General features: G+C 76.5%; 1 protein-coding gene. It reads left to right on the forward strand.

Going from position 1 to position 14,979, the window contains the following annotated elements; genetic code table 11:
- Positions 1-14,979 (forward strand): type I polyketide synthase (locus NH602_RS18150; protein WP_253068409.1); only part of this gene is annotated, 14,979 nt, incomplete at both ends.

Consider the following 14,979-nt stretch of genomic DNA (forward strand, 5'->3'; position numbering starts at 1 on the left):
CGGCCGACGCCGGCGGCCTGGCCGGGCGGCTCGGTGCCCTCGGCCGCGCCGAGCGGCGCGCCGCCCTGCTCGACCTGGTCCGCGGTGAGGCCGCGACCGTGCTCGGGCACGCGGGCGGTGACCGCATCGACCCCGAGCTGGCCTTCCGCGACCTCGGCTTCGACTCGCTGACCGCCGTCGAGCTGCGCAACAAGCTCGGCGCCGCCACCGGTCTGCGGCTGCCCGCCACCGCGATCTTCGACTACCCGACGGTCGTCGCGCTCGCCGAGCACCTGCTCGTCGGGCTCCTCGGCCCGGACGCCGACGGCGACTCCGGGACCGGCGCCGACATCGCCGGGATCACCACGGCCGACGACCCCGTCGTCGTCGTGGGGATGAGCTGCCGCTTCCCCGGCGGGATCGGCTCGCCCGAGGACCTGTGGCGGGTCCTCGACGAGGGCACCGACGTGATCGCCGGGTTCCCGACCGACCGCGGCTGGGACCTCGACGACCTGTTCGACGACGATCCCGCGCACCGCGGCACCTCCTACGCCCGCTCCGGCGGGTTCCTCGACGACGCCGCCGGCTTCGACGCGGACTTCTTCGGGATGAGCCCGCGCGAGGCGATGGCGACCGACGCCCAGCAGCGGCTGCTGCTGGAGTCGTCGTGGGAGGCGATCGAGCGCGCCGGGCTGGACCCGCACAGCCTGCGGGACAGCCGGACCGGTGTGTTCGCCGGCGTCATGTACTCGGGCTACGGCACCCGTCTGGACGGCGACGAGTTCGAGGGCTTCCAGGGCCAGGGCAGCGCGCTGTCGGTGGCCTCGGGCCGCATCTCCTACTCGTTCGGCTTCGAGGGTCCGGCGATGACGGTGGACACGGCGTGCTCGTCGTCGCTGGTCGCCCTGCACCTCGCCGCGCAGGCGCTGCGCGGCGGGGAGTGCGACCGGGCGCTCGCCGGCGGTGTCACCGTCATGGCGGGCCCCGAGACCTTCGTCGAGTTCTCCCGCCAGCGCGGCCTCGCCCCCGACGGGCGATCCAAGCCGTTCTCCGAGTCCGCCGACGGCGTCGGCTGGTCCGAGGGCGTCGGCATGCTCCTGCTGGAGCGGCAGTCCGACGCGCTCCGCCACGGCCACCGCATCCTCGCCGTGGTCCGCGGCTCGGCGGTCAACCAGGACGGCGCCTCCAACGGGCTCACCGCGCCCAACGGGCCGTCCCAGCAGCGGGTCATCCGGCAGGCACTGGCCTCCGGTGGGCTGTCCACCGCCGACGTCGACGCCGTCGAGGCGCACGGCACCGGCACCACCCTGGGCGACCCGATCGAGGCCCAGGCCCTGCTCGCGACCTACGGACAGGACCGCGAGCAGCCGCTGCTGCTCGGCTCGGTCAAGTCCAACATGGGCCACACCCAGGCCGCCGCCGGTGTCGCCGGTGTGATCAAGATGATCATGGCGATGCAGCACGGGGTGCTGCCCCGCACCCTCGGGGTCACCGAGCCCTCCTCGCACGTCGACTGGGACGCCGGGGCGGTCGAGCTGCTCACCGAGCAGACGCCGTGGCCGGAGACCGGGCGTGCCCGCCGCGCCGGGATCTCCTCGTTCGGCATCAGCGGCACCAACGCCCACGTCGTGCTGGAGCAGCCGTCGCCGGTGGAACCCGCCGACGCGGTCGCCCCGGCATCCGCCCGGGACGGCCTGGCGCCGCTGGTGCTGTCCGGCAGGACCCCCGAGGCGCTGCGCGGGCAGGCCGACCGGTTGCGCGCGCACCTGCAGGACCGGTCCGGCCTCGTCCCGGCCGACGTCGCGTCGGCACTGGCGAGCAGCCGGTCGCGGTTCGCCCACCGGGCCGCCGTCCTGGCCGGAGACCGCGACGACGCCCTGCGCGCGCTGGCCGCGCTCGCCGCGGACACCCCCGACCCGGCCGTCGTGACCGGGACCGCCCGGCCCGGCCGCACCGCGGTGGTGTTCTCCGGGCAGGGTTCGCAGCGGCTCGGGATGGGCCGCGAGCTGTACGGGCGGTTCCCGGTGTTCGCCGAGGCGTTCGACGCCGTCGTCGCGGTGCTGGACGCCGAGCTCGGCGGTGACCTGCGGGCGGTCGTGTGGGGCACCGACGCCGCGGCGCTGGACGAGACCGGCACGGCCCAGCCCTCGTTGTTCGCGGTCGAGGTCGCGCTGCACCGGCTGGTGGAGTCCTGGGGTGTGCGGGCCGACCTGGTGGCGGGGCACTCGATCGGTGAGATCGCGGCGGCGCACGTGGCCGGGGTGTTCTCGCTGGCCGACGCGGCGCGCCTGGTCGCGGCGCGGGCGTCGCTGATGGAGGCGTTGCCGACCGGGGGCGCGATGGTCGCCGTCCGTGCGACCGAGGAGCAGGTGCGCCCGCACCTGACCGACGACGTGGCGGTCGCCGCGGTCAACGGACCCGCCTCGCTCGTGCTGGCCGGGGCACGAGACGCCGTCCTGGCCGTCGCGGAACAGCTGCGCGCGCAGGGCCGCTCGGTCACCACGCTGCGGGTCTCGCACGCGTTCCACTCGCCGCTGATGGACCCGATGCTCCAGGAGTTCCGAGCCGTCGCCGAGCAGCTCACCTACGCCGAGCCGGTGGTGCCGGTGGTGTCGAACGTGACCGGTGCGCTGGCGGGGCCGGGTCAGCTGGGCGACCCGGGGTACTGGGTGCGGCACGTCCGCGAGGCCGTCCGCTTCGGCGACGGGGTGCGGGCGCTGGCCGAGGCCGGCGCGACCACGTTCCTGGAGCTGGGTCCGGACGGGGTGCTCTCGGCGATGGCCCGCGAGTCCCTGCCCGAGGACACGACCGTGACGGTCCCGGTGCTGCGCCGCGACCGCGACGAGGAGCGCACCGCCCTCACCGCGCTCGCCACGCTGCACACCACGGGCGTCCCCGTCGACTGGACCGCCCTGCTCCCGGCCGGGCCGGACCACGTCGACCTGCCGACCTACGCCTTCCAGCACCGGCACTTCTGGCCGTCCGGAGCGACCGGCGCACCGGCCGGGACCGGGACGACCGGGCACCCGCTGGCCGGCAGCGTCGTCGCGCTCGCCGACGGCGAGGGCCTCGTGCTCACCGGGCGGATCTCGACCCGCACCCAGCCGTGGCTGGCCGACCACGCCGTCGGCGGCCGGGTCCTGCTGCCCGGCACCGCGTTCGTCGAGCTCGTCCTGCGCGCCGGTGAGGAGGTCGGCTGCGACCACGTCGAGGAGCTCACGCTCACCGCACCGCTGGTGCTGCCCGACGACGAGACCGTCCGGACCCAGGTCCGCGTCGGGGCGGCCGACGCCGCGGGCCGCAGGCCCGTCACCGTCCACTCGCGCCCTCACGGCACCGACGACGACCCGGACCCCGACGCCGGGTGGACCCTGCACGCCACCGGCACGCTGGTCACCGCCCTCCCGCCGGTCCCGGACCCGCTCGACGGGATCTGGCCGCCCGCCGGCGCCGAACCGGTGGACCTCGACGGTTTCTACCCGGCCCGCGCGGCCGAGGGCTTCGCCTACGGCCCGGCCTTCCAGGGCCTGCGGGCCGCCTGGCGGCGCGACGGCGAGGTGTTCGCCGAGCTCGCCCTGCCCGAACCCGCCGACGGGACCGCCACGGCCTACGGCCTGCACCCCGCCCTGCTCGACGCCGCCCTGCAGTCCGCATGGCTGGTCGAGGACCGGGGCGGCGACACGGCCGGCACCACCGCCGCGGGCGTCCCGTTCGCCTGGAGCGGTGTCTCGCTGGCCGCCGCCGGTGCGTCCGCGCTGCGGACCCGGCTGCGCCGCGACCCCGACGGCACCCTCACCGTCTCCGCGACCGACATCGGCGGCGCACCCGTCGCCGAGGTCCGGGCGCTGGAGATGCGGCCGGTCGGTACTCCCGACGACGTCGCCCCCGGTGTCCGGGACGCCCTGTTCGGCCTCGACTGGACCCCCGTCCCCGATGCCGGACCGCTCCCCGACGCCACCACGGCCGTCCTGGTCGGGAACGACCCGTTCGACCTGACCGGCGCACTGGCCGAGCTCGGCGCGACCGTCGAGCACCACGACGACCTGCCGGCCGGAACGCCCGCCGGCCCGGTGCTGCTGCCCGTCGCCGCGCCCGCGGACCCCGGCGGCGAGGACGCCGCCGCAGCGGCCCACACGCTCACCGCCCGGGTGCTCGGCCTGGTCCGCGCCCGCCTGGAGCAGGAGCGTTTCGCCGGGACCCGCTTCCTGGTCGTCACCCGCGGCGCCACCACCGGGCACGACCCGGCGGCGGCCGCGGTGTGGGGCCTGGTCCGGTCCGCGCAGTCGGAGAACCCCGGCGCGTTCGGCCTGCTCGACCTCGACCCGCACGCCGCGGCCACGCTGCCGGCCGCGGCGCTGGGCGGCGACGAGCCGCAGCTGCGCACCCACGACGGGGAGCTGCGGGCGGCCCGCCTGGCCCGCCGGACACCCGCCGACGACACCACGGCCGCCGCCCTCGGCGCCGGCACCGTCCTGGTGACCGGCGGGACCGGTGGTCTCGGCGCCGTGCTCGCCCGCCACCTGGTGGCCGCGCACGACGTACGCGAGCTGCTGCTGGTCAGCCGCCGCGGCCCGGACGCCGAGGGCGCCACCGAGCTCGTCGCCGACCTGGCCGACGCCGGGGCACGCGCCACCGTCGTCGCCTGCGACGTGTCCGACCGCGACGCGGTCACCGCGCTCCTCGACGACCACCCGGTCCGCGCGGTGGTCCACGCCGCGGGCGTGCTCGACGACGGGCTGGTCGCGACGCTGACCCCCGAGCGGCTCGCCGCGGTGCTCCGCCCGAAGGTCGACGCCGCCTGGCACCTCCACGAGGCGACCCGCGACCGCGACCTCGCGGCGTTCGTGATGTTCTCCTCGGTCGCCGGAGTGCTCGGCAACCCGGGACAGGCGAACTACGCCGCCGGCAACGCGTTCCTCGACGCCCTGGCGCTGCGGCGCCGCACCGAGGGGCTTCCCGGCACCGCCCTGGCCTGGGGCCCCTGGGAGCAGGGCATGGCGGGAGAGCTGACCGAGGCCGAGGCGGCGCGCCTCGCGCGCTCCGGGGTCCCGGCACTGACCGTCGAGCACGGACTCGCCCTGTTCGACGCCGCCCTGGCCACCGGCGAACCGGCACTCGCGCCGATGCGTCTCGACCCGGCCGCGCTGCGCGCCCACGGGGAGGTGCCCGCGGTCCTGCGGACCCTGGTCCGGGGCCGCTCCCGCCGTGCCGCGGTCGCCGGCTCGGCCGCCGCGTCGGGGCTGCGGGACCGCCTGGCCCCGCTCACCCCCGAGGAGCGGCGCGAGGTGCTCCTCGACCTCGTCCGCGGCCAGGTCGCGCTGGTCCTGGGCCACGCGGGCGCCGCCGACGTCGACGCCGGGCGCGCGTTCCGCGACCTCGGCTTCGACTCGCTCACCTCGGTGGAGCTGCGCAACCGGCTCAACACCGTCACCGGGCTGCGACTGCCCGCCACGATGGTCTTCGACCACCCGACCGTCGACCTGCTGGTCGACGTGATCGCCGACGACCTGTTCGGCACCGACGACGACCTCCCGGCCGCCCCGGTGCGGACCGCCGCGGTCGCCGACGACCCGATCGTCATCGTCGGCATGGCGTCGCGCTACCCCGGCGGTGTCGCCACCCCGGACGACCTGTGGACCCTGGTCACCTCGGGCGGCGACGCGATCACCGGGTTCCCCACCGACCGCGGCTGGGACCTGGAGAACCTCTACCACCCCGACGCCGACCACCTCGGTACCTCCTACACCCGCGAGGGTGGCTTCCTGCACGACGCCGCCGAGTTCGATGCCGGGTTCTTCGGGATGAGCCCGCGGGAGGCCACCGCGACCGACGCGCAGCAGCGGCTGCTGCTGGAGACGAGCTGGGAGGCGGTCGAGCGGGCCGGGATCGACCCGGTCTCGCTGCGCGGCAGCGCGACCGGTGTGTTCGCCGGCGTCATGTACAGCGACTACGGCACGGTGCTCGCCGGGCCCGAGTACGAGGGCTTCCAGGGCAGCGGCAGTTCCCCGAGCGTCGCCTCGGGCCGGGTGTCCTACACCCTCGGGCTGGAGGGACCGGCGGTCACCGTCGACACCGCCTGCTCGTCGTCGCTGGTCGCGATGCACTGGGCGATGCAGGCCCTGCGCTCGGGGGAGTGCTCGCTCGCACTCGCCGGCGGCGTGACGGTCATGTCGACCCCCGGCGTGTTCGTCGACTTCGCCCGCCAGCGCGGCCTGTCCCCGGACGGACGCTGCAAGGCGTTCTCCGACGACGCCGACGGCGTCGGCTGGGCCGAGGGCGCCGGCATGCTGGTGCTGGAGCGGCAGTCCGACGCGCTCCGGAACGGTCACGAGATCCTGGCCGTGGTGCGCGGGTCGGCGGTCAACCAGGACGGTGCGTCCAACGGTCTCACCGCGCCCAACGGCCCGTCGCAGCAGCGCGTGATCCGCCAGGCACTCGCCAGCGGTGGGCTGTCCACCGGCGACGTCGACGTCGTCGAGGCGCACGGCACCGGCACCACCCTGGGCGACCCGATCGAGGCCCAGGCGCTGATCGCGACCTACGGGCGGGACCGCGACACCGACCGGCCGCTGCTGCTCGGGTCGGTCAAGTCGAACATCGGCCACACCCAGGCCGCCGCCGGTGTCGCCGGTGTGATCAAGATGGTGCAGGCGATGCGGCACGGCACCCTGCCGGCGACGTTGCACGCCGGTGTCCCCTCGTCGCACGTGGACTGGTCCGACGGCACGGTCGCGCTGCTCACCGAGCAGAGGGCGTGGCCGGAGACCGGGCGGGCCCGCCGGGCGGCGGTGTCGTCGTTCGGGATCAGCGGCACCAACGCCCACGTGATCCTGGAGCAGCCGGCCACGGACGCATCCGGGCCGGTCGCGACCCCCGACGACACCGACCACGACCGGGCCGTGCCCTGGGTGCTGTCCGGCCGCACGCCCGAGGCACTGGCCGGGCAGGCCGGGAAGCTGGCCGAGGCGCTGGAACGGCGCCCCGGACTGCGGCCCGCCGACGTCGGTCTGTCCCTGGCGACCGGCCGCACCCTGTTCGACCACCGCGCCGCCGTCCTGGCCGCCGACCGCGACGAGGCCCTGCGTGCGCTGACCGCGCTCGCCGCGGACCTCCCGGACCCGGCCGTGGTCACCGGGACGGTCCGGGGCGGCCGTACCGCGGTGCTGTTCTCGGGGCAGGGTTCGCAGCGGCCCGGCATGGGCCGTGAGCTCCACGACCGGTTCCCGGTGTTCGCCGAGGCGTTCGACGCGGTCATGGCCGCGCTGGAGGCCGAGCTGGGCTCGGACCTGCGTCCGGTCGTGTGGGGTTCGGACGCGGGACCGCTGGACGAGACCGGGGCGGCGCAGCCGGCGCTGTTCGCGGTCGAGGTCGCCCTGTTCCGGCTGGTGGAGTCGTGGGGGATCACCCCCGACGTCCTGGCCGGGCACTCGATCGGCGAAATCGCCGCGGCGCACGTGGCCGGGGTGTTCTCGTTGGCCGACGCGGCGCGGCTGGTCGCGGCGCGGGCGTCGCTGATGCAGGCGCTCCCGGCGGGCGGCGCGATGATCGCCGTCCGCGCGACCGAGGACGACGTGGCCCCGTACGTCACCGACCGGCTGTCGATCGCGGCGGTCAACGGCCCGGAGTCGGTCGTCGTCTCCGGCGACGAGCACGCCGTCCGCGAGGTGGCCGCCCGGTTCACCGCCGACGGGCACCGGGCCACCGCGCTGCGGGTGTCGCACGCGTTCCACTCGCCCCTGATGGACCCGATGCTCTCCGAGTTCGGGGCCGTCGCCGCCGGGATCACCTACCGCGAACCGTCGATCCCGGTGGTGTCGAACGTGACCGGCGCGCTCGCCGGGCCGGGGGAGCTGTGCGACCCCGGGTACTGGGTGCGCCACGTCCGCGAGACCGTCCGCTTCGCCGACGGCGTCACCGCCCTGCAGGGCGCCGGCGTCGGCACCTTCCTGGAGCTCGGACCGGACGGCGTGCTGTCCGCGCTGGTCAGCAGCCAGACGGCCGACGGCGTTGTCGTCCCGCTGCTGCGCAAGGACCGCCCCGAGCCGGGCGCGGCGCTCGCCGCGCTGGCCCGGCTGCACACCGCGGGCACGGACGTCGACTGGCCGGCGCTGCTCACCGGCGGACGCCGGGTCGAGCTGCCCACCTACGCCTTCCAGCGGGAGCGGTACTGGCCCGCCGGGCCGCTCGGCGGGACGGCCGACCTGAGGGCGGTCGGGCTCGGCGCGGCCGGGCACCCGCTGCTCGGCGCCGCCGTCGGCCTGGCCGCCGACGACGGATGCCTGTTCACCGGGCGGATGTCGCTGCGCACCCACCCGTGGCTGGCCGACCACACCGTCGCCGGCCGGGTCGTCGTGCCGGGCACCGCGCTGCTGGAGATGGCCGTCCGTGCCGGCGACGAGGTCGGCTGCGACCGGGTCGACGAGCTCACCCTCGGCGCCCCGCTGGTCCTGCCCACCTCCGGGTCGGTGCAGGTCCAGGTCGCCGTCGAGGCACCCGACGAGGCCGGACGCCGCACCGTGGGTGTCTGGTCCCGCTCCGGTGACGACGGGACCTGGACCCGGCACGCGACCGGAGCGCTCAGCACCGCCGGGAGCCCCGCCGTTGGCGAGGTGACGACCGAATGGCCGCCCGCCGGGGCCGAGCCGGTCGAGGTCCAGGGCTGCTACGACGCCTTCGCCGACGCCGGATTCGGCTACGGCCCGGTGTTCCGCGGCCTGCGTGCGGCCTGGCGCCGCGGCGAGGAGCTGTTCGCCGAGGTCGCGCTGCCCGAGGAGACGGCCGGGTCCGCAGACGCGTTCGGCCTGCACCCGGCGCTGCTCGACGCGGCGTTGCACACCTCCCTGCTCACCGGGCTCGGTGGCGGCGGGACGGCGGCGCTGCCCTTCTCCTGGCAGGGTGTGTCCCTGCACCGCTCCGGGGCCACGGCGCTGCGGGTGCGGCTCGCCCCGTCCGGCGCCGACGCGATGTCGGTGCGGGCGAGCGACCCGGCCGGGGCACCGGTCGTCACCGTGGACTCGCTGCTCACCCGGGCCGTCGCCGCCGACGCGGCGACCCACGGCGTCGGTGACGCGCTGTTCGAGGTCACCCGGCAGCCCGTCGCGGCCACCGGGGCACCGCGCACGGTCGCGGTGCTCGGCGAGGACCCCCTCGGTCTCGCCGGCCCGCTCGCGGACGCGGGTGTGCCCGTCGGCTCCGGCACCGACGTCGCCGTGATCGCCGCGCGCGACGAGGTCCCGGAGGTGGTCGTCCTCGGTGTGGACGGCGCCGGCGACCCGGTGTCCGGTACCCACCGGACCACCGCCGAGGTCCTGGGGACGCTGCAGGAATGGCTCCGGCACGACGCACTCGCCGGGTCCCGGCTGGTCGTCGTGACCCGGGGTGCGACCGACGGCAGCGACCTCGCGGCCGCCGCCGTCGCCGGGCTGGTGCGGTCGGCGCAGACCGAGCACCCCGGCGCCGTCGGCCACCTCGATCTCGGCGGTGACGGCACCGTCGACGCGGACGCCCTCGCCTCGGCTCTCGGCTCCGACGAGCCTGCGCTGACGCTCTCCGGCGCGGAGATCCGTGCCCCCCGCCTCACCCGGCTGCCCGTCGGGGGCGACCCGGCCGTCTGGAATCCGGACGGCACGGTGCTGGTCACCGGTGGGACCGGCGGCCTCGGCGCGCAGCTCGCGCGCCATCTGGTCGAGGTCCACGGGGTCCGGCACCTGGTGCTCGCGAGCCGCCGCGGGGCCGACGCCCCCGGCAGCGCCGTGCTCGTCGACGAGCTCACCGCCCGCGGCGCCTCGGTGTCCGTGCGGGTCTGCGACGTGTCCGACCCCGCCGCGGTCACCGCTCTCGTCGCCGACGCCGGCGCGGACCGGCCGCTGACCGCGGTCGTGCACACCGCGGGCGTCCTGGACGACGGTGTGCTCGCCTCGCTCACCGCCGAGCGGCTCGGCACCGTGCTGGCGCCGAAGGCCGACGCGGCCTGGTACCTGCACGAGGCGACCCGGCACCTGGACCTCGACGCGTTCGTCGTGTTCTCGTCGGTGGCGGGCGTGCTGGGCGGCGCCGGACAAGCGAACTACGCCGCGGGCAACGCCTTCCTCGACGCCCTCGCGGCGCACCGCCGTGCCGCGGGTCTGCCCGGTCTCTCGCTGGCCTGGGGGCCGTGGGAGCAGGGCAGCGGTATGACCGGCACCCTCGACGACGCCGAGGCCGCGCGCCTGGCCCGTTCCGGGATGCCGCCGCTGTCGGCGCAGGACGGCCTGTCGCTGTTCGACGCGGCCCTGGCCGTGAGCGGCACCGCCGACGGTCCCTCGCTCGTCGCTCCGGTGCGGCTGGACACCGCGGCGCTGGCGGAGTCCGGTGAGGTCCCTGCGATCCTGCGCGGCCTGGTCCGGACCCGCACCCGCCGCGCCGCGGCCGGCGGTGCGGCGACCGTCGCCGGCCTGGTGGACCGGCTCGTGGCCCTCGGGCCCGACGCGCGCCACCGGGAGCTCCTCGACCTGGTCCGCGCCCGGATCGCGATGGTCCTGGGGCACGCGGACCCGGCCGTGGTCGACGAGCGGGCACCGCTGCGCGACCTCGGGTTCGACTCGCTCACCGCGGTCGAGCTCCGGAACCGGCTGAGCACGGCCACCGGCCTGCGGCTCACCGCGACCCTGGTGTTCGACCACCCGACCGCCACCGCGCTCGCCGAGCACCTGCACGAGGAGCTGTTCGGGGCCGACGGAGTAGTGCCGGCCCCCGTCGCGGCCCCGGCCGCGGTCGCCGACGACCCGGTCGTCGTCGTCGGGATGGCGTGCCGGTTCCCCGGCGGGGTGTCCTCGCCGGAGGACCTGTGGCGGCTGCTCGACGACGGCGTCGACGCGGTCTCCGGGTTCCCCACCAACCGGAACTGGGATCTCGGGTCGGTCTACGACCCGGACCCCGACCACATCGGCACCTCCTCCACCCGCCACGGTGGGTTCCTGCACGACGCCGGTGGGTTCGACGCCGGTTTCTTCGGGATGAGCCCCCGTGAGGCGACGGCCACCGACGCCCAGCAGCGGCTGCTGCTGGAGACCTCCTGGGAGGCGGTCGAGCGGGCCGGGATCGACCCGGTCTCGCTGCGTGGCAGCGCCACCGGTGTGTTCGCCGGGGTCATGTACAGCGACTACGGCTCGATCCTGGGCGGCCGGGAGTTCGAGGGGCTCCAGGGCCAGGGCAGCTCGCCGAGCGTCGCCTCGGGCCGGGTGTCCTACACCCTGGGCCTGGAGGGTCCGGCGGTCACGGTCGACACCGCGTGCTCGTCGTCGCTGGTGGGGATGCACCTGGCCGCGCAGGCGCTGCGGGCGGGGGAGTGCACGCTGGCCCTCGCGGGCGGCGTGACGGTGATGTCGACGCCGGGCACGTTCGTCGAGTTCTCCCGGCAGCGGGGCCTGTCCCCGGACGGGCGCTGCAAGGCCTTCGCCGACGCCGCCGACGGCGTCGGCTGGTCCGAGGGCGTCGGGATGCTGGTGCTGGAGCGGCGGTCCGACGCGCTGCGGAACGGTCACGAGATCCTGGCGGTGCTGCGTGGGTCGGCGGTGAACCAGGACGGTGCGTCGAACGGGCTGACCGCGCCGAACGGTCCGTCGCAGCAGCGGGTGATCCGCCGGGCGCTGGCGAACGCCGGCCTGGGTGTGGGTGACGTGGACGTGGTGGAGGCGCACGGCACCGGCACGACGCTGGGTGACCCGATCGAGGCGCAGGCCCTGATCGCGACCTACGGGCGGGACCGGGACATCGACCGGCCGCTGCTGCTGGGCTCGGTGAAGTCGAACCTGGGTCACACGCAGGCCGCGGCCGGTGTGGCGGGTGTGATCAAGATGGTGCTGGCGATGCGGCACGGGACGGTGCCGCGCACGTTGCACGTGGACGCGCCGTCCTCGCACGTGGACTGGTCCGACGGTACGGTCGCGCTGCTCACCGAGCCGACGCCGTGGCCGGAGACCGGCCGTGCGCGCCGGGCGGGTGTGTCGTCGTTCGGCATCAGCGGCACCAACGCCCACATCGTGCTGGAGCAGCCCGTCGCCGTCGCCGAGCCCGGCGAGCCTGCCGAGCCCGAACCCCGCGTGGTGCCGTGGGTGCTGTCCGGCCGGTCGCCGGAGGCAGTGCGCGCCCAGGCGGCGCGGCTGCGCGACGCGCTCACCGAGCAGCCCGGCCCGCGCCGGGTCGACGTGGCCCACGCGCTCGCGACCACCCGGTCGGAGTTCGCCCATCGCGCCGTCGTCCTGGCCGGGGCCGGTCCCGATCCGCTCGCCGCGCTCGACGCGGTCGCCTGCGGCCGCCCCGACCCGGCGGCGGTCACCGGGGAGAGCGACGGCGGCCGCACGGCCCTGCTGTTCTCCGGGCAGGGTTCGCAGCGTCCCGGCATGGGCCGGGATCTCTACGTCCGGTTCCCGGTGTTCGCCGAGGCGTTCGACGCGGTCGTCGCCGCGCTGGACGCCGAGCTGGAGCCGGCAGACGGCGGCACGCTGCGCGAGGTGATGTGGGCTGCCGACAACGGGGAGTCCGGTCGCCTGGACGAGACCGGCTGGACCCAGCCCGCGCTCTTCGCGGTCGAGGTCGCGGCGCACCGGCTCGTGGAGTCGTGGGGTGTGCGGCCGGACCTGGTGGCCGGGCACTCGATCGGCGAGATCGCCGCGGCGCACGTGGCCGGGGTGTTCTCGCTGGCCGACGCGGCCCGCCTCGTGGCGGCGCGGGCCCGTCTGATGCAGGCGCTCCCGACCGGCGGCGCGATGATCGCGGTGCAGGCGAGGGCGGACGAGGTCACCCCGCTGCTCACCGGTGACGTCGCGATCGCGGCGGTGAACGGGCCGGCCTCGGTGGTGGTGTCCGGCACCGAGGACGCCGTGCTGGCCGTCGGGACCCGGCTCGCCGAGCAGGGCAGGCGGACCACCAGGCTGCAGGTGTCGCACGCGTTCCACTCGCCGCTGATGGACCCGATGCTCGAGGGGTTCCGGGCGGTCGCCGAGCGGCTGACCTATGCCGAGCCGGTGGTGCCTGTGGTGTCGAACCTGACCGGTGCGCTCGCGCGGCCGGGTCAGCTGTGCGATCCGGAGTACTGGGTGCGTCACGTCCGCGAGACCGTCCGCTTCGCCGACGGTCTCGCGTCGCTGGACGCCGCGGGCGTCACCGCCTACCTGGAGATCGGACCGGACGGGGTCCTGTCGGCACTGGCCGCACAGACCGTCCCGGAGGGCGCCGTCACGGTGCCCCTGCTGCGCCGCGACCGCGACGAGGAGACGACCGCGCTCACCGCGCGGGCGCAGCTGCACGCCGCCGGGCGCACCGGCGGCTGGCACGACCTGTTCACCGGGACCCGGCCGGCCCGTGTCGACCTCCCGACGTACGCGTTCCAGCACCAGTGGTTCTGGCCGGCGGCCCGGACCGCGGACGGCGACGTCCGCGCGGCCGGGCTCGGCGCGCCCGAGCACCCGCTGCTCGGCGCCGCCGTGGAGCTCGCGTCCGGCGGGGGAGTGGTGTTCACCGGACGGCTGTCCCGCGGCTCGCACCCGTGGCTGGTCGACCACACGGTGCTGGGGCACGTACTGGTCCCCGGCACGGCGCTGCTCGACATGGCGATCCGGGCCGGTGACCAGGTCGGATGCGACCGGGTCGAGGAGCTGACCCTGGCCGCCCCGCTGGCCCTGCCCGAGCAGGGGGCCCTGCAGCTGCAGGTGACCGTCGACGCGCCGGACCCCGACGGGAACCGGGCCATCGGCATCCACTCCCGGCCGGAGGGCGCGGGCGAGGACGCCTGGACCCGGCACGCGGCCGGTGCGCTGGCGCCGGCCGGTCCCGCCGCCCCCCTCGGGGCGGACGCGGCGGTGTGGCCGCCGCCGGACGCCGTCGAGATCGACACGGAGGGCTGCTACGACACCTTCGCCGACGCCGGCTTCGTCTACGGCCCGGTGTTCCGCGGCCTGCGCGCAGCCTGGCGCCGTGGCGAGGAGCTCTTCGCCGAGGTCGAGCTCCCCGACGGCGCCGGTGGCACCGACGGGTTCGGCCTGCATCCGGCCCTGCTCGACGCGGCACTGCACGTGTCGCTGCTGGCGGCACTCGCTTCCGACGGCACCGGCGGCACCGGCGGCGGGGCGTTGCCCTTCTCCTGGTCCGGGGTGTCGCTGATGGCCGGCGGAGCCGCAGCCCTGCGGGTGCGGATCGCGCCGAGCGCGGACGGTGTCCTGTCGGTGCGGGCCGTCGACGGGGCCGGTGCGCCGGTCGTGACCGTCGAGGCCCTGCACACCCGGCAGGTCGGCGCCGAACAGCTGCGTGCCGCCCGGACCGACCGTGACGCGCTGTTCGGGCTGGACTGGACGGTCGTCGACGCCGCGGAGGGGGCCGCTCCCGTGGTCGCCGTCCTCGGGGCCGACCCGTTCGGGCTGGCCGGGGCGGTGCCGGACGCCGTGCAGGTCGACGACCTGGCCACACTCGTGTCGGCCACGGACCCGGTGCCGGACGTGGTGCTGTTCCCGGTCGCGGCCGAGCCGGGCGTCACCGGGCGGCCCGAGGAGGTGCGCGCCTGCACCGTCCGGGTCCTGGAGCAGCTCCAGCGGTGGCTCGCCACCGAGGAGCTCGCGACGGCCCGGCTGGTGGTCGTCACCCGTGGCGCCGTCACGGTGGACGACGGCGGTGTCGGCGACCTGCCGGCCGCCGCGGTCCGTGGTCTGGTCCGGTCGGCGTCCCACGAGAACCCGGGCACCTTCGGGCTGCTCGACCTCGACCCGGACGCAGCCGGCACGGATTTCTCCGGGTTGGCCGCGGCGCTGACCGCGCTCGCCACCGAGCCCGAGCTGGCGGTGCGCGACGGCGCGCTGCGCGCCCCGCGCCTGGCCCGGATCGCCGCGACGCACGAGCAGCCCGATGGATCCGACGCGCGCCCGGCCCTGCGGACCGACGGCACCGTGCTCGTCACCGGCGGGACCGGCGGGCTCGGCAGCCTGGTCGCCCGGCACCTCGTCACCGGACGCGGTGTGCGGGACCTGGTCC

The sequence above is a fragment of the Pseudonocardia sp. McavD-2-B genome (assembly GCF_024124365.1).
Lineage (GTDB): Bacteria > Actinomycetota > Actinomycetes > Mycobacteriales > Pseudonocardiaceae > Pseudonocardia > Pseudonocardia alni.